21 protein-coding genes and 1 tRNA gene are annotated in these 20,227 nt (G+C 62.1%); 8 read left to right on the plus strand and 14 right to left on the minus strand.

Annotated features, from left to right (window positions below):
- Positions 1 to 43 precede the first annotated feature (43 nt).
- Positions 44 to 1,342 (minus strand): amino-acid N-acetyltransferase, encoded by a 1,299-nt coding sequence (gene argA, locus IWW33_RS09850; RefSeq protein ID WP_012312225.1) that lies wholly within the window; start codon positions 1,340 to 1,342, stop codon positions 44 to 46.
- Positions 1,343 to 1,467: 125 nt separating this feature from the next.
- Entirely contained in the window at positions 1,468 to 2,610 is a 1,143-nt protein-coding gene (gene argE / locus IWW33_RS09855) for an acetylornithine deacetylase (RefSeq protein WP_115273325.1), read from the minus strand.
- Between the two features lie 114 nt (positions 2,611 to 2,724).
- Between argE and IWW33_RS09860 the strand changes: the two genes are divergently transcribed.
- Positions 2,725 to 4,101 carry a CYTH domain-containing protein gene (locus IWW33_RS09860; protein WP_046786974.1) on the plus strand — a complete coding sequence of 459 codons (1,377 nt, stop codon included), beginning with the start codon at positions 2,725 to 2,727 and terminating at the stop codon, positions 4,099 to 4,101.
- A 103-nt stretch (positions 4,102 to 4,204) separates the two neighbouring features.
- On the opposite strand, the gene IWW33_RS09865 is transcribed toward IWW33_RS09860, so the two are convergent.
- A complete protein-coding gene (locus tag IWW33_RS09865) occupies positions 4,205 to 4,675 on the minus strand; it encodes an Lrp/AsnC family transcriptional regulator (RefSeq protein WP_046786973.1) in 471 nt (156 codons plus the stop codon).
- Between the two features lie 126 nt (positions 4,676 to 4,801).
- Between IWW33_RS09865 and IWW33_RS09870 the strand changes: the two genes are divergently transcribed.
- Both IWW33_RS09870 and IWW33_RS09875 read left to right on the plus strand, forming a co-directional pair.
- Positions 4,802 to 5,164 carry a hypothetical protein gene (locus IWW33_RS09870; RefSeq protein WP_115273324.1) on the plus strand — a complete coding sequence of 121 codons (363 nt, stop codon included), beginning with the start codon at positions 4,802 to 4,804 and terminating at the stop codon, positions 5,162 to 5,164.
- A tRNA-Arg gene (locus IWW33_RS09875) sits at positions 5,155 to 5,231 on the plus strand. The genes IWW33_RS09870 and IWW33_RS09875 overlap by 10 nt, the downstream gene beginning before the upstream one ends.
- A 74-nt stretch (positions 5,232 to 5,305) precedes the next feature.
- Here the strand turns inward: IWW33_RS09875 and IWW33_RS09880 are convergent.
- The 3 genes from IWW33_RS09880 to IWW33_RS09890 are packed head-to-tail and all read right to left on the minus strand — an operon-like array spanning position 5,306 to position 9,302.
- Positions 5,306 to 6,139, minus strand: coding sequence for a hypothetical protein (locus IWW33_RS09880; protein ID WP_115273323.1), 834 nt, complete (start codon positions 6,137 to 6,139; stop codon positions 5,306 to 5,308).
- The gene (locus tag IWW33_RS09885) at positions 6,136 to 7,743 is read right to left on the minus strand and encodes a hypothetical protein (protein WP_115273322.1); all 1,608 of its coding nucleotides are present in this window, start codon (positions 7,741 to 7,743) and stop codon (positions 6,136 to 6,138) included. Before IWW33_RS09885 ends, IWW33_RS09880 begins: the two co-directional genes overlap by 4 nt.
- 20 nt (positions 7,744 to 7,763) lie before the next feature.
- Complete coding sequence (locus IWW33_RS09890) at positions 7,764 to 9,302, minus strand: OmpA family protein (RefSeq protein ID WP_115273321.1); 1,539 nt, start codon at positions 9,300 to 9,302, stop codon at positions 7,764 to 7,766.
- A gap of 254 nt (positions 9,303 to 9,556) precedes the next feature.
- Here IWW33_RS09890 and IWW33_RS09895 point away from each other — a divergent pair, with 254 nt between their 5' ends.
- Positions 9,557 to 9,994, plus strand: coding sequence for a CBS domain-containing protein (locus IWW33_RS09895; protein ID WP_012312219.1), 438 nt, complete (start codon positions 9,557 to 9,559; stop codon positions 9,992 to 9,994).
- Between the two features lie 6 nt (positions 9,995 to 10,000).
- On the opposite strand, the gene IWW33_RS09900 is transcribed toward IWW33_RS09895, so the two are convergent.
- The 3 genes from IWW33_RS09900 to IWW33_RS09910 form a co-directional block, all read right to left on the minus strand.
- Positions 10,001 to 10,639: an NADH:ubiquinone oxidoreductase subunit N gene (locus IWW33_RS09900; RefSeq protein ID WP_115273320.1), complete on the minus strand. Its 639-nt coding sequence runs from the start codon at positions 10,637 to 10,639 to the stop codon at positions 10,001 to 10,003.
- 70 nt (positions 10,640 to 10,709) lie between these two features.
- Entirely contained in the window at positions 10,710 to 10,952 is a 243-nt protein-coding gene (locus IWW33_RS09905) for a DUF2789 domain-containing protein (protein WP_012312217.1), read from the minus strand.
- 61 nt (positions 10,953 to 11,013) lie between these two features.
- Positions 11,014 to 11,472 carry a YbaK/EbsC family protein gene (locus IWW33_RS09910; protein ID WP_039601719.1) on the minus strand — a complete coding sequence of 153 codons (459 nt, stop codon included), beginning with the start codon at positions 11,470 to 11,472 and terminating at the stop codon, positions 11,014 to 11,016.
- Between the two features lie 96 nt (positions 11,473 to 11,568).
- On the opposite strand from IWW33_RS09910, the gene IWW33_RS09915 reads away from it, so the two are divergent.
- The gene (locus tag IWW33_RS09915; RefSeq protein ID WP_046786967.1) at positions 11,569 to 12,918 is read left to right on the plus strand and encodes a nodulation protein NfeD; all 1,350 of its coding nucleotides are present in this window, start codon (positions 11,569 to 11,571) and stop codon (positions 12,916 to 12,918) included.
- Between the two features lie 2 nt (positions 12,919 to 12,920).
- Positions 12,921 to 13,673, plus strand: coding sequence for a slipin family protein (locus IWW33_RS09920; protein WP_012312214.1), 753 nt, complete (start codon positions 12,921 to 12,923; stop codon positions 13,671 to 13,673).
- A gap of 28 nt (positions 13,674 to 13,701) precedes the next feature.
- On the opposite strand, the gene IWW33_RS09925 is transcribed toward IWW33_RS09920, so the two are convergent.
- Positions 13,702 to 14,334: a LysE family transporter gene (locus IWW33_RS09925; RefSeq protein ID WP_012312213.1), complete on the minus strand. Its 633-nt coding sequence runs from the start codon at positions 14,332 to 14,334 to the stop codon at positions 13,702 to 13,704.
- A 180-nt stretch (positions 14,335 to 14,514) separates the two neighbouring features.
- Positions 14,515 to 16,425, minus strand: a complete 1,911-nt coding sequence (locus tag IWW33_RS09930) for an ATP-binding cassette domain-containing protein (RefSeq protein ID WP_115273319.1) — start codon at positions 16,423 to 16,425, stop codon at positions 14,515 to 14,517.
- Positions 16,426 to 16,475: 50 nt separating this feature from the next.
- On the opposite strand from IWW33_RS09930, the gene IWW33_RS09935 reads away from it, so the two are divergent.
- Complete coding sequence (locus tag IWW33_RS09935) at positions 16,476 to 16,958, plus strand: TIGR02444 family protein (RefSeq protein ID WP_174141049.1); 483 nt, start codon at positions 16,476 to 16,478, stop codon at positions 16,956 to 16,958.
- Here the strand turns inward: IWW33_RS09935 and IWW33_RS09940 are convergent.
- Entirely contained in the window at positions 16,934 to 17,983 is a 1,050-nt protein-coding gene (locus IWW33_RS09940) for an AlgP family protein (RefSeq protein ID WP_174141050.1), read from the minus strand. The two genes, IWW33_RS09935 and IWW33_RS09940, sit on opposite strands and share 25 nt — an antisense overlap.
- 224 nt (positions 17,984 to 18,207) lie before the next feature.
- Here IWW33_RS09940 and IWW33_RS09945 point away from each other — a divergent pair, with 224 nt between their 5' ends.
- Positions 18,208 to 18,873: an FKBP-type peptidyl-prolyl cis-trans isomerase gene (locus tag IWW33_RS09945; protein WP_115273316.1), complete on the plus strand. Its 666-nt coding sequence runs from the start codon at positions 18,208 to 18,210 to the stop codon at positions 18,871 to 18,873.
- Positions 18,874 to 18,882: 9 nt separating this feature from the next.
- Here the strand turns inward: IWW33_RS09945 and IWW33_RS09950 are convergent, their stop codons facing one another.
- On the minus strand, positions 18,883 to 19,353 hold the full coding sequence (locus tag IWW33_RS09950; RefSeq protein WP_046786962.1) for an Rsd/AlgQ family anti-sigma factor: 471 nt from the start codon (positions 19,351 to 19,353) through the stop codon (positions 18,883 to 18,885).
- Positions 19,354 to 19,583: 230 nt separating this feature from the next.
- Positions 19,584 to 20,090 carry a disulfide bond formation protein B gene (locus IWW33_RS09955; protein ID WP_046786961.1) on the minus strand — a complete coding sequence of 169 codons (507 nt, stop codon included), beginning with the start codon at positions 20,088 to 20,090 and terminating at the stop codon, positions 19,584 to 19,586.
- Positions 20,091 to 20,227 lie beyond the last annotated feature (137 nt).

Genomic DNA, 20,227 nt, shown 5'->3' on the forward strand with positions numbered 1-20,227 from the left:
GGCGGCGTTTTTCATGGGTTGGCAGGGCACTCGATTCCCTGGCTTACAGAGACTTTTCGAAAATTTTCGAATTGCGCTGGTAGTTGTACAGCGATGCTCGCGCCGACGGTAGCCGCTCTACCCCACTGGGGGCAAAGCCTCGCTCGCGGAACCAGTGCGCGGTCCGGGTGGTAAGCACGAACAGGGTATTCAACCCCAACGCCCGCGCCCGGCTCTCGATCCGCTCCAGCAGCTCATCACCGCGCCCGCCATGGCGGTACTCCGGGTTCACTGCCAGGCACGCCAGCTCACCAGCCTGGGAATCGGCAATCGGATACAGCGCCGCGCACGCGATGATCATGCCCTCGCGCTCGACCACGCTGAACTGCTCGATCTCACGCTCCAGCACTTCACGTGAGCGTCGCACCAGAATGCCCTGCTCTTCCAGCGGGCTGATCAGCTCCAGCAAACCACCCACATCCTCGATGGTCGCCTCGCGCACTACTTCGAACTGCTCCTGCGACACCAGCGTGCCGCCACCGCCGCGGGTGAACAGCTCGGTGAGCAGTGCGCCATCCTCGGCATAGCTGACGATGTGGCTACGCGCCACGCCGCCCTTGCAGGCCTCGGCGGCGGCATCGAGCAACTCGCCTTGGTAATCACTGCCCAGCCGCGCCAGGTGTGGTGCAACCTGCTGCGGGCGCAACTCACGCACCAGCTTGCCGCTCTCATCCAGCAGCCCGGGTTCGGCGCCGAACAGCAACAGCTTGTCGGCACCCAATTCAATGGCGGCGCGGGTGGCCACGTCTTCGCAGGCCAGGTTGAAGATCTCACCGGTCGGCGAATAGCCCAGCGGCGAAAGCAGCACAATCGAGCGCTCGTCAAGCAGGCGGCTGATGCCTTTGCGGTCGATGCGCCGTACTTCACCGGTGTGGTGGTAGTCCACCCCTTCGAGCACGCCGATAGGGCGGGCAGTCACCAGGTTGCCGCAGGCCACGCGCAGGCGTGAGCCCTGCATCGGCGAGGCAGCGATGTCCATCGACAGGCGCGCTTCGATGGCCAGGCGCAAGGCACCCACGGCGTCGATCACGCAGTCCAGGGTTGCCGCATCAGTAATGCGCAGGCCATGGTGGTAGTGCGGGGTCAGGCCACGGGCGGCCAGCCGGCTCTCGATCTGCGGGCGCGAACCATGCACCAGCACCAGGCGCACGCCCAGGCTGTGCAGCAACACCAGGTCATGGACGATATTGCCGAAATTCGGGTGTTCCACCCCATCGCCGGGGAGCATGACCACAAAGGTGCAGTCGCGATGAGCATTGATGTACGGGGAGGCATGACGCAGCCAGTTGACGTAATCGGGCATGACAGGGCCTGTGGATAAAGTGGACGGAGAACGTTGGATCACACGGCGTTCAGGATCATCGTCGGAACAGGCTTGCGGTCACGCGCGGTCTCCTCTAGGCAAAGACGAATCAGCAGGGTGGACGTTTAATTCAGGCAATAGTGCCGGATCAGGTCACGCAATAGACGCACGGTAGGCTCGATTCGTGACATTTCCAGGTATTCGCCCGGCTGGTGGGCACAGGCAATGTCGCCAGGGCCAAGAACGATGGTCTGGCAACCCAGTTGCTGAAGATAAGGCGCTTCGGTACCGAACGCCACCGCTTCGGCGCGATGGCCGGTCAAGCGCTCGGCCACCTGCACCAGTTCGGCATCGGCCGCCTGTTCGAACGGTGGCACCTCGGGGAACAGCGGCGCGTAGTCGATACGCACCTCATGGCGCTCGGCCACCGGCCGAAGCTTCTCACGGATGGCTGCACGCAACTGCTCTACATCCATGCCTGGCAGTGGGCGCAGGTCGAACTCCAGGGCACACTGGCCGCAGATACGGTTGGGGTTGTCGCCACCGTGGATGCAGCCAAAGTTCATGGTCGGCGTGGGCACGGTGAATTGCGGGTTGCGGTAGGTGTCCTGCCATTGCCGGCGCAGGCCCATCAGCTCACCCATCACCGCGTGCATGGCTTCCAGCGCGCTGCGGCCAAGGCTTGGGTCAGAGGAATGGCCGCTGCGCCCGAGAATGTCGATGCGATCCATGAGGATACCCTTGTGCATGCGGACCGGGCGCAAGCCGGTCGGCTCACCGATGACCGCCGCACGGCCAAGCGGCTGACCCGCTTCGGCCAGGGCGCGGGCACCGGACATCGAGCTTTCTTCGTCGCAGGTGGCGAGGATCAGCAGCGGCTGCTTGAAGTCATGCTCCAGCAACGGAATCACCGCTTCGATGATCAAGGCGAAAAAACCCTTCATGTCGCAGCTGCCCAGGCCCACCCAGCGGCCATCGGCCTCGGTCAGCTTGAGTGGGTCGCTCGTCCACAACTGCTCGTCATACGGCACGGTGTCGCTGTGGCCAGCCAGCACAAGCCCGCCCGGGCCAGTGCCACGGCTGGCCAACAGGTTGAACTTGCCTGGGCTGACCTGCTGGATGTCGCAACTGAACCCCAGGTCGCCCAACCAGCCTGCCAGCAGGTCGATGACCTGGCGGTTGGACTGGTCCAGGGCAGGTTGGGTGCAGCTGACCGAGGGCGCGGCGATCAAAGCGGCAAACTGGTCTTTCAGCGTGGGCAACGGCATGCGCGAACTCCTCGGAAGCATTGCCCATCATAGGGCCATCCGCCGTAAGGAATAAACCGTTGCCGGCACACTGCTGTAGACTGCACGGCAATCACGCCCCTCTTCGAGCCTGCGATGCACAAAGAAACCGAACTCAAGCTCCGCGCCAGCCGCGACACCCTGGCCGCACTGCGCGAGCACCCTCTGCTGAAAAAGCGCAACAAGTCCGGCTGGCAGACCCGCGAGCTGCTCAACCAGTACTTCGACACCCCTGAGCGCGACCTTTCTGCTGCCCGAGTGGCGCTGCGCCTGCGCCGCGACGGCGAGGTGATCATCCAGACCTTGAAGTGCCGTGGCCAAAGCGTCGCCGGCCTGTCCGAACGCAACGAATACGAGTGGCACCTGGACAAAGTCAAACTCGACCTGAAAAAGCTCGACGCCACCTGCTGGCCTGAGCAACTGGCCGAACTTGACAAAAAATCCATCAAACCGCTGTTCACCACCGACTTCACCCGCGAATTCGCTGAGATCGCCTGGGGCCGCGGCAAGAGCAAAGTAGTGATCGAGGCAGCGCTGGACCAGGGCTTCGTGATTGCCGGCAAGCGCAAGGAAGAGATCTGCGAGCTGGAGCTGGAACTGCGCGAAGGTGCCCCCGAGGCACTGCTGGAGCTGGCCGCCGAGCTGGCCGCCAGCCTGCCCCTGATGCCGTGCGACATCAGCAAGGCCGAGCGCGGCTACCGACTGCTGGAGCCGGACAGCTATGAGCTGGGCCTGCCAAGCACCGAACTGGACGCCGAAATGCCGGTCGACGATGCCTTCGCTGCCCTCGCCTGGCAACTGCTGGGCAGCAGCCAGCGCCTGGCCGAGCAATATCGCCACAATGGCCACTGGCGCCTGCTGCAGGACTGGGTGCAGTGCCTGGCAGAACTGCGTGCACTGGTCGCAAGCCTTGGCCAGGCCGCGCCGCGTGCCAGCACGCGTGACCTGCGCGCCAGCCTGGACGCGCTGCTGGAAGACTGGCGCCCGCTGGTACAGGCCGGCAATGACGACGAAGACATCCGTCGCGCCGCGCCAGAGCAGTTCCTCGAAGAGCTCGAGGACGTGCGCTGGGGCCAATTCTCCCTGGAAACATCACGTTGGCTGCTGGCCCGCGCCTGGACCGCAGAGCGCAAGGGCCGTGGCGAACGCCAGGGCAAGGCGCAACTGGCCAGCTGGGTGGCACACCTGCTGGGCGAAGAAGGCCGTGCGCTGAAGCTACCGCTTTACACTCAACGCCCGGAAGACCTGGCAGAACAACTGCCGCGCATCGAACAGTTGCTGGCCTGGCTGCACCATGCGCGCCAGGTACTCGAGGCGCCGCAGATGGACCGCTTGTATGGCGATCTGAAAAAGCTGCATGAGCTGGCTGAACTGCCACTGGCCGAAGAGCCTGGCGAGCTGCTGGAGGCCCGCGTGGAACAAGCCCGTGCGATTGATCAGAGCCGTGGCTGGAAACATCTGCTCAAGGCCTGACATCCCCTTGTGCATCATCGCCGGCAAGCCGGCCCCCACAGGTTACCCCGCGGCTCTCAAGCTCAGCGCAAACCCAGTGGGGGCCGGCTTGCCGGCGACAGCATCAGCGCATCAGCGGCAGGCTGGTGGTGGACTTGATCTCCGACAGCGCCACAATGGAATTCACCTCCTGAATCCCCGGTACGTTCGACAGCTTTTCGAAGAAGAACCGCTCGTAAGCCTCGATATCCTGCGTGACGATACGCAACAGGAAGTCTACTGACCCCATCAGCACATAACACTCCAGCACCTCTGGAAAGCCCCGGATCGCCTCGGTGAACTCGGTGAAGTTGGAGCGACCATGGGCGTTCAGTTTCACCTCGGCAAAGATCTGCGTGTTCAGGCCGACCTTCTTGCGATCGAGCAGGGTGACCTGCCCCCGGATGACCCCCTCTTCCTTGAGCCGCTGAATACGGCGCCAGCACGGCGACTGCGACAGCCCTACGCGCTCGGCAATCTGCGCGCTGGACAGTGACGCATCCTCCTGAAGAAGCTCGAGAATCCGCCGGTCATACGCATCCAGATCGCTTTGCATTAAAAATTCCCCAAGCTTATATTTTTCGAATCAAACAATTCGCCTGAATGGCTAATTCATCAAATAATAGCGAAAAAAAGCCGGCATCAACCTGCCAGAATTTCTCCCACCTTTGCGGAGACCAGCATGAACCCATTCGAACGCCCCCTGCCCCGAACCGATGTCTGGGCCGCCAGCAGTAGCCACAGCAACGTGTGCTATCGCCTGCAAGCCGAAGCTGAGCCGGATACCCTGTGCCGGGTACTCAACCTGTTCGCCCTGCAGTTTCTTACGCCGCACAGCGTGCAGGTCAGCCAGCAGGATGACTTGCTGTACATCGAAATAGGTATCGGCGGGCTGAGCAGGCATCGGGCCGAGGTGATTGCGCAAAAATTGCGCAATCTGGTGTGCGTCGCGCAAGTGCACCTGGATCAGGAAAAATGGACAAAGATCAAGGCGATGGACGCAACCGAATCAGATGGGTATCATGCGTGCGCGTTGCACTCGTAGCTCAGCTGGATAGAGTACTGCCCTCCGAAGGCAGGGGTCGTGGGTTCGAATCCCGCCGAGTGCGCCATATCAAAAAGCCCTGGGCCTGCGCCCGGGGCTTTTTCGTTGGCGGACCGGGGCTGGTTTGCAGCCCCTCCCTGCTTAGCGAAGATCAGTACTCAGGCTCGGCGTGCCGAAACCTTCCAGGGTCGCGTTGGACGCATTCAGGTATTGCGCCCAGAAATCGTTCAACGCATCCATGGTCTTGCCCGATCGGTAGGCATGCTTCACCGCATCGGTAACCAGGCCTGCACCGGAAACATACACCCTGGCACCCTGCAGGTCCGCATACAGCCCTTTGCTCTGTGCCAGCTTGAGTTCATTACTGACATTGAGCTGCTTGATCTGGTTTGCCGCATAGAAGCTGGTGTAGTCCGAATGCTCGAGCATGTCCGAAATCAGATACACCACCCGCTCCTGGACACCCTGCTCTTTGCTCATGTCCTCACCAACCCGGCGCAAGGTGTTCATGATTTCGCTCTTGGGGATATCCTGGCGAGCGTCACGCAGCCCTTTGACGAACAGCCCGCCGAAGCCGGCCTGGAACGCTTTCTTCTGGGTCGCCAGGCACTGATCCAGGCCCCTCAGCTTGCGCATGTTGACGTCGTCGCGAACCTCGCCCTGCAACGGCATGTCCAGCTCACCGGCGTACACCAGGCGCTGATACTCCCCCGGCAAGAACGCTGAGAATGTATAGAGCCTGACGCGATCGCCCGGCTGAACGAACCGGTCGATCTGGCCCCAGCTGCTGCGCTGCAGGTCTTCAGGCATCGGGATGGTCTGATCGATGATCACCACCAGCTCGCGCCCGGACGCTGCAGGCTTGATGTCAGCCAGACCATTGCGCGTGTAGCAGCTCTGCAGGTCATTGCGCTCAGCAGCCAGTGCTGCGCAAGGCAACGCCAGCGCAAGGATCAGGGCCTTGGCAAGCCTCATGACAGCATGCCCTCCTTTTTCGCAGGGAACAGGCCAAGCGCCTTGAGCGCCTGCTGTTGCTCGCGGATGTCACGCAGTTGTGCCTCGCTGACATTCAGCGCACGGCTGGCGGCAGCCAGGTTCTCTTCAGGCAGGCCAGTCATGTCGTGGAAGTCCGAAGCCTTGATTTCGGCAGGGGCGGCAGGCTCGGCCAAGGGCACTGCGACAGGCTCGAATACAGCAGCCTGCTGCGCAACCGGGGCGGGGGCTACAGGTTGCGCGGCAGGCGCTGGCGCAGCGGCTTCAACGCTAGGTTTTGGCTTGACTGCCTGGGGCGCGACCTTGCCGGCCTTGTACTCGACGTAGGCGAGGAAGTTGCGATGTGCGGTGTTCTCACCTTCCAGCGCGTGCAGCACAGCGGCGTCGGTGTGGTCGCGGCCAGACAGCGAGGTCTGCAGACGGCGCAGCTTGTCGTCGGCGTGGCTGGCAATGGCATGACGCTTCTGATCCATCGCGTCGAGCATTTCCTCGGCGGTGGCGTACTCGTGGGTCAGGCGCCAGGCGGTTGGCGAGTGGGTGCCGGCAAAGTAGTAACGGCTGGCCAGCCAGATACTGATGCCCTGAATAGCGATGTAGATCAGTGACAGCATGATGTAGGTGGTCAGGCTGGCCTGGCGTATCGCTTGCATCTTGTCATCGATGGTGGCGTTGTCGGCCTCATCGTTGATGGCCTGGGATTCTGCTGGCAGGTCAAACGGGGAACCTGCACTGGAGCTTTGCGCAGCGGACTCTGCGCGCATACCGTTGACCATCTCGGTCTCGATGCTGTCCAGGGTCGCCGAGCGCACGACGAATGCCCCCACGGCCATGGCCGCCACGAACACACCACAGACCACCAGCCAGACGAACTTGCGCGAGACGTTGGAATTGACGTCCTTCACCCGTACCAGCAGTTGCTCGTAGTCCGGCTTGTCCGCGTCGGAGAAAGAGTCTTCCAGGTTGATCGCCTTGCCAGCCTTCAGCGAACGCGAGCGCTTGGTAGGCTCTTCACCTTGCCACCAGTGGCGTGCACGGGCGATCAGGCTGTTGTGGTGCAACGTATGGCCGGCGGCTTCGGCGAAGAACGCCGAGGCGACGGCGAGCAGGATCGCAGTGCCGGCGGTCAGCCAATGGCGGTCATTGGTAGAAGCATCCATGTTCATCCAGCCCGCCAGGACGTAGGCAAAACCCATGGCCTCGATCAGCACCAGCATCAGCACCAGCACCAGCACCCAACCCGGGCGCGGCGAGCGCCCGGCCTCACCGGCCTTGGCGAGGTAGTCAAGGGAGGCATTGTAGGCGTTGACGCCCTTCATGTACTTCTTGTACTGGCCGTAGTACGGCTTGGACAAGGTCACTTCGTGGTTGATCCAGCCATCGCTGTCGACCGAGGAACGCTTGCGCGACAGCCGGGCCACCGTACCGATCAGGGGGAGGCTGTGCCAGACACGGATGAGAAAGTAGGAAACCTCCTCCCAGTATTTACGCACGATCAGCGCAGTAACCAGCAGCGAAAGGAGGCCGGCGGTGAACAACTGATTGGCGAGAATCAATGATTTGAGTGCAGCTAGCGAAAAGTCTTCCATTCAGGACGTCCTTGACTGGGTTATTTGGTGGCCGGGATCGGCTTGTAAGCAGCGACGAAAGCATCACCGCCGGCGGCATAGAACAAGGCACCTTGACTGGCCTGGGCATTGCCCTTGCTGAACACGATATCCATGCAGGAAATCGATGCCTGGGCATCACTGGCGAAGACCCGGTACAGCACTTCGCTTTCGCCTTCATAGGTGTTGGCCACGGCTTTCATCGTGCGTGGCTTGTGCTGCGTGGGCAGCTTGTAATCTTCGACCAGCTGAAGGATCGGCTGGCGATCGACCTTGGCGTTCTCGCGCAGGATCGATACCGGCGACACCGTCACCAGGTGCCCATTGACCAGATTGGCCCAGACGCGGTTGTTATAACCGGGCAGGTAGTCTTTGGTAGCGCGCCGCTGCAGCGGCTGGTCGTTGACCATGCTCAGGACCTCGCCAGCGTTGCGCGGCCTGTCGGCCTCACAGCTCGACATCGGCATCTGCGCGGCATAAGCGCTGCTGATCAAGGTGAAACCGCTCTGTTTGGGCTTGATGCTCTGGGCCATGGTCCAGTTGTAGCTGGCCACCGGCGTGCCAGCGAAATCGACTTGCGGCCGGGCAGCGGCTTTCGTGGGGTTGGTGCGGCCAGGGGTGCTGGCGACGCCCGTACCGGGCATTGCGGTCTCCCGCCCGGTCGGCTTGGCCTGTGCCGGCGTGCTACTGGCCCGAGCGCTGCCGGCAGCCTTGGGTTTGGCTGCGGTCGAGGTGCCATAGTGCAGGTAGCGCGTGTTGCTCGCCTCTGCCTGGGCCCGCATCACCAAGGCCTGTTCGTTGGCCAGCTCGACGATTTCCACTCGGCGGTTCTGGCCACGCAACAGCGGGTCACTGTTGTCGGCAATCGGTCGCGAGGCTCCGGCCCCCTGGTAGTAGATCGCATTGGCGGGAATGCCCGCCTGCAGCATGACCTTGCCCACGGTCTTGGCGCGGCGCTCAGACAGCTTCTGGTTGAACTCGGCGTTACCCACAGCATCACTGTGGCCGACGATCAGCAGGCGACGATCCTGCGACTCCTTGGCGGCGGCCTGCTTATCGGTGGCGGCAGGCTTGGCATACATCTGCGCCAGCTTGGCCACGGCGCGCTGGCCGCTTGGGGTCAACTGGTCAGAGCCGGTGGCGAACATGCCGCTGTCTTCGATCTGGGTCACCAACCCTGCCTGCTCGGGCACAGCGGTTACCACGGCGGCCGAGGCCACGGTCAGCTTCTCGGTGGTGATCTTCAGGTTTTCTTCCTTGGCGATGCGATCCAGCTCCTGCAGTCGGGACTGCCAGACATAACCCACGACGCAACCCACCGCGCCGCCTACGGCAGCACCCGGCAAGATGCCGTCCTTGCCTTTGAGGGCGTAACCGGCAGCCCCCCCGGCCACCACACCAACACCACAGAGCACCGGCATGCCGTAGTCCCTGCCAATGTCTTTGACTTTCTTGGAAATAGTGTCCATCTGCTGAGTGCTGCACCCGGCAGCGGTGATGAAGGCACAGCTTAGCGCTGTAAGGCGAAACACACGGTGCATTGCGGCTCCTTGCCGAAAGAGGACTGAGTGATGGCAACTTGACATGCATTGTCACAGATTATCGTGAATATTGCCCCATCCGATTCGACATCCCACCTGCGGCCTCAAGCCTGACCACTGCCTCACCACGCAACGACTTCAGCCATGACGTTTTTCAATCGACTCGATGCCGTTTCCTGCATTGCCGTGCAGGCCACCGTGCCGGATGCTTTAGTTACTCCAAGAGCTCGTTTTTTCCACCCGCAGAGGCCTGTATGAAGAACGTCGAACAAATCCTCAAGACCAAGTCCCAGCACCAGACCGTCTACACCATCGGCCCTGATGACTCGGTGCTCGACGCCCTGAAAATGCTGGCGGAGAAAAACGTCGGTGCGCTGCCGGTCGTGGAGAACAACCAGGTAGTGGGAATCGTCAGCGAGCGTGACTATGCCCGTAAGCTCGTGCTCAAGGGGCGCTCTTCGGCGGCCACGCCAGTGCGGGAAATCATGAGTGCACCTGTGGTCACGGTGGAGCCCAAGCAGAATCTTGAGTACTGCATGAACCTGATGACCAACCGCCACTTGCGCCACCTGCCAGTGGTCAGCAATGGCGAGCTGCTCGGGCTGCTGTCGATCGGCGACCTGGTCAAGGAAACCATCGCCGAACAGGCCAGCCTGATCCTGCAGCTGGAGCAGTACATCCGCGGCGAATGACCACCCTCAATGGTAGGCGCGCTCCAGTTCGTCCAACTGATGGTCGAAGCTGCGCAGGCGCGCCGACCAGGTGTAAACCAGCACTTCAAGGTCACGATTGAGCACTGCGGTGTTGCCCTGGCCACTGCTCGAGGGCTCGCACAGGTCGAGCTGGTAACGTTCGCGTGCCATGGCCGTGGCCACACTGGAGAGATCGCGGGCGTTGGCCAGCCAGTGATGCTGATGGTCGTGGATCTCGCGGTCCAGCACCCGGCACTGGCGCTTGAGCGCATCCAGGCTTTGCTCCAGGGGGGTGCCCTTGAGCTCGCCCATCACTTCCTCGAAGGTGCGCCCCGAGTGCCAATAGCTGCCCCAGAAATACCGGTCGAAAACCGTCTCTACCCGGCGTAGCGCTACCTTGGTGTTCCAGATGGTGAGCAATGTTCGCCCCTGGATCACCTCGCGCTTGTTCAGGTGCAGTTGCTGCCAGGCGATCCACGTCAGACCCAGCAGCGCGACCGCCGCCGCGACTGCCGCCGCAGCGTACAGAAACTGCACAGCCTGGCTCATCTGGTGTGTATGGCGGATACCGTAGAAGTAACCGGCCGTCAGGGTGCCCAGGATGGTCACGGTGCACCAGAAACCTGGTGCGTAGGGATCTTTCATCGCGCATATCCCCTTATTGTTTTCCTGAGCATAGCAACGGCCGATCACTCGTCAGGTGCCGCTCGGCGCTTTATTTGCGGGGGCGGCGCAACGCTTCGTTGAGTTGATCGAAGGGCACTGCCCAATCGGAATCTTCAATGATGCTCTCCTTGAGAAAAGCGCGCTGGGAGTCGCTCCAGAACGGCGCATCCACCAGCTTGATCTCGTTTTTCAGCGGTGAATGGCTGGTGATGAACTGATCGATGCTCTGAGGATCGTCGGGCAAGCCCAACTGCTTGAACAGCTCGGAAAAGTGGTGGGTAGGCGCTTCCATGTTTCCTCCTGGGTACCGGGCGGGCCGTCCACGACGCCAGCCCGGCATTGGTTTGAGAACATCAGCACAGCTCGCGTACTTCGGCTTGCGGCACCAGTTTCAGGTACTGCTCCATGCTCATGTGGATCAGGTGATCGTGGTCACCTGCCTCCAGGTAGACATCGCCCTGGCGGGTAAGACTCGAATCGAGCAGCATCTTTATCTGATAAGCGTCACCCATTGCCGGGATGGCGCCACGCTCGCAGTCACCGAACAAGCTCGGCAGGCCGCTTTCGCGGGTCAGTTGCCAGGCGCCAGACATGCGTACCTTGCTCATGTCCAGGTGCCGATTGGCAGGCAGCACCGCCATGATGTAGTTGCCATGGCGGTCGTCAAGCATGACCGACTTGGCAACCCGCTCGGCCGGCACACCAGCCGTACGCGCCGATTCCAGGCTGGTCGCCGAGTGGGGATGGGGAATGATGTCGTAGTCGCAGTTGGCCTGGTCCAGGCGCTGCTGCAGGGTCTTGGCCATTCGCATGATGCACCTCCGGTTTCGCCCCCATCTCCAATTTTAGGCCCTGCCTGGGCAGGCATGGCTAAACTTGGGGTATAGAAGCGAACAAGGTGACGACAGGTGATCGCTCGCTGCTGGCGCTGGTGGTTATTGGTGCTGATGCTTGGCCTCGCCCCGGGCAGCCAGGCCGCGCCTGGGGCGATCTGGGTGCTGAGCATCGATGATGCCATAGGGCCGGCCAGCGCCGACTATGTGGTGCGCGGCCTGGATCAGGCCAAGGAACAAGGCGCGCAACTGGTGGTGATCCGCATGGATACACCCGGCGGCCTGGACAGCGCCATGCGCCAGATCATCAAGGTCATCCTCGCCAGCCCCGTGCCGGTTGCGACCTTCGTTGCCCCAGGCGGTGCCCGTGCTGCCAGCGCTGGCACCTACATCCTGTATGCCAGCCACGTGGCGGCCATGGCGCCGGGGACCAACCTCGGCGCCGCCACCCCCGTGCAGATTGGCGGCCCTGCAGGTACACCAAAGGATGACAAGGCCAAGCCCGACGCCAATGAACAAGCCCTTGCGCGCAAGCAGGTGAACGATGCAGCCGCTTATATCCGCGGCCTGGCGCAGCTGCGCGGGCGCAACGCCGACTGGGCGGAAAAGGCTGTACGCGAAGCGGTAAGCCTGTCGGCCAGCGAAGCGCTCAAGCAGAAGGTGATCGACCACGTGGCCAACGACCTGCCTGACCTGCTGCGCCAGCTCGACGGCAAGACCCTGATCGCCGCTGACCAGCCGCGCCAGTTGCAGACCCGCGACGCCAACCTGGCCGAGCATCTGCCGGACTGGCGCACGCGCCTCTTGGCCGTGATCACCAACCCCAGCGTGGCACTGATCCTGATCATGATCGGCGTCTATGGCCTGCTGTTCGAGTTCATGAACCCTGGCTCCGGCGTGGGCGGCGTGGTCGGTGGCATCTGCCTGTTGCTGGCGCTGTATGCCCTGCAATTGCTACCGGTGAGCTTTGCCGGTGTCGCGCTGGTCATGCTCGGTATCGCCTTCATGATCGCCGAGGCGTTCCTGCCCAGTTTTGGTGTGGTCGGCTTTGGCGGCATCGTGGCGTTCGTGGTGGGCGCGGTCATCCTGATAGACACCGACGCCCCCGGCTTTGGCATTCCGCTGGCGTTGATCGCGAGCCTGGCGGTGCTCTCGGCATTGTTGATCGGTGGCGTGTTGGGCATGGCCCTCAAAGCTCGCAAGCGGGCCTTGGTCAGCGGTGATGCCGGCCTGGTCGGCAGCTTGGTGAGTGTCTCTCAGGTGGTGGCAGGCAATCCGTTCTGTGGCGCGGTAATGGCCCAGGGCGAACAATGGCAGGTCCAGTGCACTACGCCCTTGCAGCTCGGCCAGCAGGTGCGGGTCACCGCGCGTCATGGCGTGATGCTCGAAGTGAGCGCTGCTGCTCCTACGGCGCAAGGAGAATGACGATGTTCATGCAATTGGGTTTCGGCGCCCTGCTGATGCTGCTGGGCGTCTTACTGCTGTCGGCGTTTCGTATCTTGCGCGAATACGAGCGCGGCGTGGTGTTCCAGCTGGGGCGCTTCTGGCAGGTCAAAGGCCCAGGGCTGATCCTGCTCATCCCCGTGATCCAGCAGATGGTTCGGGTGGACCTGCGCACCGTGGTGCTGGATGTACCGCCGCAGGATGTGATCACCCGCGACAACGTGTCAGTGAAGGTCAATGCGGTGCTGTATTTCCGCGTGCTCGACCCTCAGAAGGCGATCATCCAGGTCGAAGACTTCCTGGTCGCCACCAGCCAGCTGGCACAGACAACGCTACGCGCGGTGCTGGGTAAGCACGAACTTGACGAGCTGCTGGCCGAGCGCGAGCAGTTGAACCTGGATATCCGCCAGGTGCTGGACGCGCAAACCGATGCCTGGGGCATCAAGGTGGCCAACGTCGAGATCAAGCACGTCGACCTCAACGAATCGATGGTCCGCGCCATTGCCCGTCAGGCCGAAGCCGAGCGTGAACGCCGGGCCAAGGTCATCCACGCCGAAGGGGAACTGCAGGCGTCGGAGAAGTTGATGCAGGCCGCGCAGATGCTCAGCAAGGAGCCGGGGGCCATGCAGTTGCGCTACATGCAGACGCTGGGGTCGATTGCCGGGGACAAGACATCGACCATCGTGTTTCCGATGCCGTTGGACTTGCTCAAGGGGATGATGGACCGAGAGAAATGAGGGGCCTGCGCAAGGCCCCGCAAATCGGTCAGACAGGTGCGCGGCGCAAGGTCGCCAGGAACGTGGCAGCACCAATGAACAAGCCCGCGAACGTCCGGTTCAAACGCTTCTGTTGCTTGGGGGTGCGCAACAGGCGCAGCACCCGCGAAGCCAAGCCGGTATAACCCGCCATCACCAGCATGTCGACGGTGACCATGGTGACCGTGATCGCCACGTATTGTGGCAACAGCGGAGCATGCGGGTTGATGAACTGCGGCAGTACAGCGAGCATGAACACCAGCGCCTTGGGGTTGCTGACGTTGACCAGGAAACCTCGGAACACCAGGCTCAACGGCTTGCCGATCGGACGCACGGCGGACTCATCGGTCATGTCCATCGGCAAAGCGCGCCATTGCTTGTAGGCCAGGTAGACCAGGTAGGCGACGCCGAACCATTTGATGATGGTGAACGCTGTAGCGGAAGCGGCAAGGATGGCGCCGACACCCGCTGCGATGATGGCAATCTGCACGACCAGGCCAATCTGCAGGCCCAGCGCGTTCCAGTAGCCGCGCCAGAAACCATATTGCAGGCCGCTGGACATCGAGGCGATCGCCCCGGCCCCGGGTGAAAGGCTGATCACCCAACACGCGGCAAAGAAGCCCAACCACACTTCCATCGACATCACACACCTCGCTCGAACATATGTTGCAAAACGTTAAGCTAAGGTTTTGGCGAAAAAATAACCAGCGAATTTTGCAGAGTCCAAAGGCAAGCCGGGTATTTCGGGTGTGCTGTAAATGCCCGGCCTGACATCCGCAAATCCTATAGCGATCTGGCCCTCAAGCCTGCGCCAACCCAAGCTTCAGGACAGCGCCTCAAGCTCGGCCTGCATGCTCTCCAACGTTTCCAGGGCTTGCATCCAGCCTTCCTCGAGTTCGCCTTCACGCTGCTTGAGCTTGCTCTGGCGGGCCAGCAGGTCGCGCAGTTCATCTTTGCGCGCCACCTCGTAGAGGCCGCTGTCGCCCAAGGCGGTTTCGATCTCGGCCAGTTGCGCATGCACCTGGTTGAGCTCGGCCTCCAGCTTGTCGGCAGCCTTCTTGTGCGGTGCCAGTTGCTGGCGCAAGGCAGCGGCGGCCTGGCGCTGGGCCTTCTTGTCGGTCTTGTCCGGGTTGGCCGGCGCGTTGCTCGCCGGTGCGCTGCGCTGCCGGTACTCGACCAGCCAACGGCTGTAGTCGTCCAGGTCACCATCGAAGGTATCGACCTTGCCATCGGCCACCAGCAGGAAATCGTCGGTGGTGCTCTTGAGCAGGTGACGGTCGTGGGACACGACTACCACGGCACCGGCAAACTCCTGCAACGCCATGGTCAGCGCCAGGCGCATTTCCAGGTCCAGGTGGTTGGTCGGTTCGTCGAGCAGCAGCAGGTTTGGCCGCTCCCAGGCGATCAGGGCCAGCGCCAGGCGGGCTTTTTCGCCCCCGGAGAAATTCACCACCGGCTCGTCCACGCGGTCGCCATGGAAGTCGAACCCGCCGAGGAAGTCACGCAGGGTCTGCTCGCGCTCGGCCGGCGCAATGCGCTGCAAGTGCAACAGCGGGCTGGCCTTGTCGTCCAGCGAGTCCAGCTGATGCTGGGCGAAGTAACCGACTGCCAGGTTCTCACCCAGCACCAGGCGGCCCGACAGCGGCGCTAGTTCGCCGGCAAGGTTCTTGATCAGGGTCGACTTGCCGGCGCCGTTAGGGCCCAGCAGGCCGATGCGCGCACCGGGCACCAGCTGCAGCTTGACCTTGTCGAGGATCGCCTTGTCGCCATAGCCCAGACAGCCTTCGGAAAGGCTCAGCAACGGGCTGGAAATCTTCTGCGATTCACGGAAAACGAAGTCGAACGGCGAATCGACGTGCGCCGCCGACAGCTCTTCCATGCGCTCCAGGGCCTTGATCCGGCTCTGCGCCTGACGGGCCTTGGTGGCTTGGGCCTTGAAGCGGGCAATGTACTTTTCCATGTGCGCACGCTGGGCCTGTTGCTTCTCGTAGGCTTGCTGCTGCTGCGCCAGGCGCTCGGCACGGGTGCGTTCGAAGGCGGTATAGCCACCCTTGTACAGGTTCAGCTTGCGCTGCTCGACGTGCAATACATGATCGACAACAGCATCCAGGAAATCGCGGTCGTGGGAAATCAGCAACAGCGTGCCCGGGTAGCCCTTGAGCCAGTCTTCGAGCCACAGGATCGCATCGAGGTCCAGGTGGTTGGTCGGTTCGTCGAGCAGCAGCAGGTCGGATGGGCACATCAGGGCCTGGGCCAGGTTCAGACGCATCCGCCAGCCACCGGAGAAGTCGCCGACGCGGCGGTCCATCTGCTCGTTGGTAAAACCAAGACCGGCCAGCAATTTGCGCGCACGGGCATCGGCGGTATAGCCGTCAGCGCTTTCCAGCTCACTGTGCAGGCGTGCCAGGGCCGTGCCGTCGTGGGCCGTCTCGGCCACGGCGAGCTCGGTCTGGACCTTGCGCAGGCGCGCGTCGCCATCGAGCACATAGTCCACGGCCAGGCGATCGAGCGTATCGACCTCCTGACGCATGTGGGCGATGCGCCAGTCACCCGGCAGCTGGCAGTCGCCACCATCAGGCGACAGCTCACCGCGCAGCAAGGCGAACAGGCTGGATTTTCCGGCGCCGTTAGCGCCGATCAGGCCGGCCTTGTGACCGGCGTGCAGGGTCATCTCGGCGCCTTCTAGCAAGCGCTGCGGACCACGCTGTAAAGTGAGGTTGGATAGTCTGATCATGATGGTCGCGGAGTCTACCAGCTTCCTCGACCCGGAGCGTAAGTGGAATCATGTACACCGACCTGTGGAATTACGCCCTGGCCCTGTATGCCCGGCCGGGAGTCGAAGCGGCTTGCCTGAGCGTGCAGGCCGAGGGGGGCGATGTGTGCCTGTTGCTGTGCGCGAGCTGGCTGCAAACCCGAGGTGTCGCCGTAGAAGCCGGGCGAATCGACGCTTTGCGCGCAATTGCCGAGCCTTGGCAAACTGAAGTGGTAACGCCGCTACGCAGTTTGCGCCAGCAATGGCGGACGGCCGCACAGCATGACCTGCACCTGGAGGCGTTGCGTGAGCACGTAAAGGGCTTGGAACTGCAGGCGGAGAAGCGCTTGCTGCAACGCCTTGAAGAATGCGCAAGGCAATGGCCCACGGGCTCGCTTGAGCCCGCAGACGATTGGCTGGCCAGGCTGGCGCCCGACCAGGTCCGTGGCCACGACTCGCTGGCTCAGCTGCGAGTCGCCGCCACAGGGCTTCAGGAGGCCGAAGACGGCGTCTGAGACGAGGTGCTTGCCGGTGCCGAGGACGGCGCCGGGGTAGCGGGGCCTGCCGAGTTGGTCACCGCAGGCGTAGCCGGCTTGGCTTCAGCCGGTTTGCTGGCGACCGGCTTGGCAGCGGCAGGTTTGGCCGCAGCCTTGGCCGGAGCTTTGGCGGCTGGCTTGGCTGCAGGCTTGGCTGCAGGCTTGGCGGCAGCTTTCGCAGCGGGCTTGGCTGCAGGCTTGGCGGCAGCTTTCGCAGCGGGCTTGGCTGCAGTGGTTTTAGCCGGCGCTTTGGCCGCGGCCGGTTTAGCCGCAGCCCCTTTGGAAGCGGCTGGTTTGGCGGCAGGCTTGGCAGCAGCGGTTTTGGCCGGGGCCTTGGTGGTAGCTGGCTTGGCCGCAGCAGCGCGCGATGGCGCCTTGGCTGCAGCCACTTTGGCAGCGGCCGGTTTGGCTGCAGGTTTAGCCGCAGCCTTGGCCGGGGCTTTTACGGCAGCAGGCTTGGCAGCAGCGCGCGACGGCGCCTTGGCAGCGGCGGCCTTGGCAGGCGCTTTTGCGGCAGCTTTGGCGGCCGGCCTTGCTGCAGGTTTGGCCGCTGCTCTGGCAGGCGCTTTTGCAGTGGCTGGCTTAGCCGATTTGGCTGCCACAGCCCGCTGGTCCAGTGCCTTGCCAGCAGCCTCACGCACCTTGCCTACACCCTGGGCCAGCTTCAGGCTTTCCTGGGCATCGCGTTTGAGTTGCTGAATATAAGTACGGGTTTGCGTCTGACGCTCTTTGAGCGAGTCGAGCAACGACTCAAGTTCACCAATGGCTTTCTGGGCTTTGCCCTGGGCCTTGGCTTTACCTGCCTTGGCCGCGTCCTGCAACTTCAGGCGACCGTTGTGCAGTTTTTCCTGGGCCTTGCCGCGCTGCTTTTCCAACTTTGCCAGCAGTTTTTCCGCATCAGCCAGCGCTTGCGAGCAGGCATCTTCCAAGTGTTCGAGCAAGCTGCCCGAAAGTTGCTGGAGCAGGTGTAACGGCGTACTTACAGGCTTCTTCTTGGCCGACATGGTTTACCTCCTGGCTGACGAGTTTGCGGCTAATACTATGCTTGTGCTGCTACCGCCGCTAGGGCATGTTGACAGTATCGTTGGCGCCGCGTTGCATGCCTGGGCAAAGTTGTTGTCTTGCAGCTGCGTGAAAGTGTAGTTGCTTAGCAAATCGTTGCCGACATTTACGCAAATCGAAGCAACAAGGCTGGCATACTTCGCAGCTCTTGAGCTCGGAGTTGACCATGCCTCGTTATCTTTTTATCGGCCTGTGCCTGGCGGCTCCTATCGCACTCGCCGCCCCCGAAACGGCTCCTGCCAGCGATCACGACGTGGCCTACAGCCTGGGCGCCAGCCTTGGAGAGCGACTGCGCCAGGAAGTGCCTGGATTGCAGCTGGAGGCGTTGGTTGAAGGCCTTCGCCAGTCCTATCAGAACCAGCCCCTCAAACTCGACAAGGCTCGCATGCAAGCCATTCTTCAGCAGCATGAAGAACAGGCGAACAACGCCGCCGTGCAAGCCGAAGTGGAAAAACTGCAAGCTATCGAGGCGCGTTTCATGGCCAATGAACGCGCACGCGCCGGTGTGCATGAGCTGCCTGAGGGCGTGCTCTACAGTGAACTGAAAAGTGGTATCGGCGCGCAGCCCAACCCCAAGGGCAAGGTGCAAGTACGCTATGTAGGCAAGTTGCCTGACGGCACGGTGTTCGATCAGAACCTGCAGCCACAGTGGTTCAGCCTGGACTCGGTCATCGAAGGGTGGCAGGTGGCGTTGCCACACATGAAAGCAGGAGCGAAATGGCGCCTGGTGATCCCCTCGGCACAAGCCTACGGTGCCGAGGGCGCGGGTAATCTGATCGCGCCCTATACACCTCTGGTGTTCGAAATCGAGCTGCTGGCGGTCGGCGGCTGACGTCGACCCTCAGGCCTGGACCGCGTCTTCTTCCTTGTGCGCGTTGTGCAACACCTCGATCAGGCAGTCTTCGAGCTCGAAGCGTTCGTGCAGCAGGCTGCCGAGCTTGCCGAGTTTATCGGCGAAGCGCTCAGTGTCCTTGCAATCACCTTTCTCGCAATGGTCATTGAAAGCCAGCGCAATCTGGGTAATGTCATTGATCCGCGGGTTGATCTCTTCAGCCAGCTTCAGCGCTTTCTGGTCACCAAACGCCTTGGCCTCGGTGACCAGTTGTTCACTGACCTCGAAATGCCAGGCTGACACGTAATCGACAAGCACCGCACAAAAGTCGCGGCTCTTGTCCTTGTCCGCAAATGCCGGCTTGGCATCGCGCAAGGCACCGAAGGCCTGAACCAACTCCTCCCGCTCCTTGAGCCAGGTGTCGATCAGCTTGTGAACCCCACCCCAGCGTTCCTGGGCGTTCTGACAACTATCGAGCATGGCGATCTCTTCCCTTCTGGGTAGATGCCGCTGCACCTCGCACCCCGATCGTGCGGTACAAAGGTGACATCAGCAGGACGGCATCGAGCAGTTGTGTTTTTGGTATGCGTGCTGGGAGATTATTCCCGCGCGTGCTGCCCTTCAAGGTACGCAGCAGACAAAGTTCATACAAGTGTTTAATACCCTGGGGTATCACCACTGGTCGTGCCGGCTACCGCAGCCGCGCCAACTCAAGCTTTGCCCAGTGTGCGGAAACGATACGCCAGCAGGCAGGTCAAGGGCAGCACTGCCAGCAGCAAGAAGGCCAGCAGGCTCCATTCGGGCAAGGTCAGGTCAAGAAAGCTCCAGGTCAACGAGCTGCAATCGGGGCCGCCGAGCAAGAGTTGACGGGCCGCTTCACGCCAGGAGCTTTCCACTACATGCCAGAAAGGCGCCGGGCACTCGTGGCTTGTACCAATTTCCCCTTGTATCCAGACATGCCTGGCCGCCAGCAGGGCCCCGGCTGCCGAACAGCCCAGGGCTGCTCGCGCATACTGGCACACAGCGGCAACGCCCGACGCATGCACAGCCGCACACAGGCAGATCATGGCATACACACCCAACAGAAACCGCTGGCTGAAGCACAGCGGGCAAGGCACCAGACCGAGGGTGCGCTCCAGGTAAAAGGACGCGACCAGCACCGCCAACGAGGCAAGGCAGGCCGGTAGAAAAAACGTGCGCAAGCGGGCCGGCAACATGAAAGGTGGTGGTCCCGGGGCAAATTGAGTGGCTTGGAACGGTAGAGGAAAGATGTGCTTTGTTTCAAGGCACTACAGGGGAGATAAGTCACTGAGGGGTAGAAGAAATTTCCACTCGCATTGTGGGAAATTTCTTG

This window comes from Pseudomonas sp. M2, assembly GCF_015751845.1.
Taxonomy (GTDB): Bacteria; Pseudomonadota; Gammaproteobacteria; order Pseudomonadales; family Pseudomonadaceae; genus Aquipseudomonas; species Aquipseudomonas putida_E.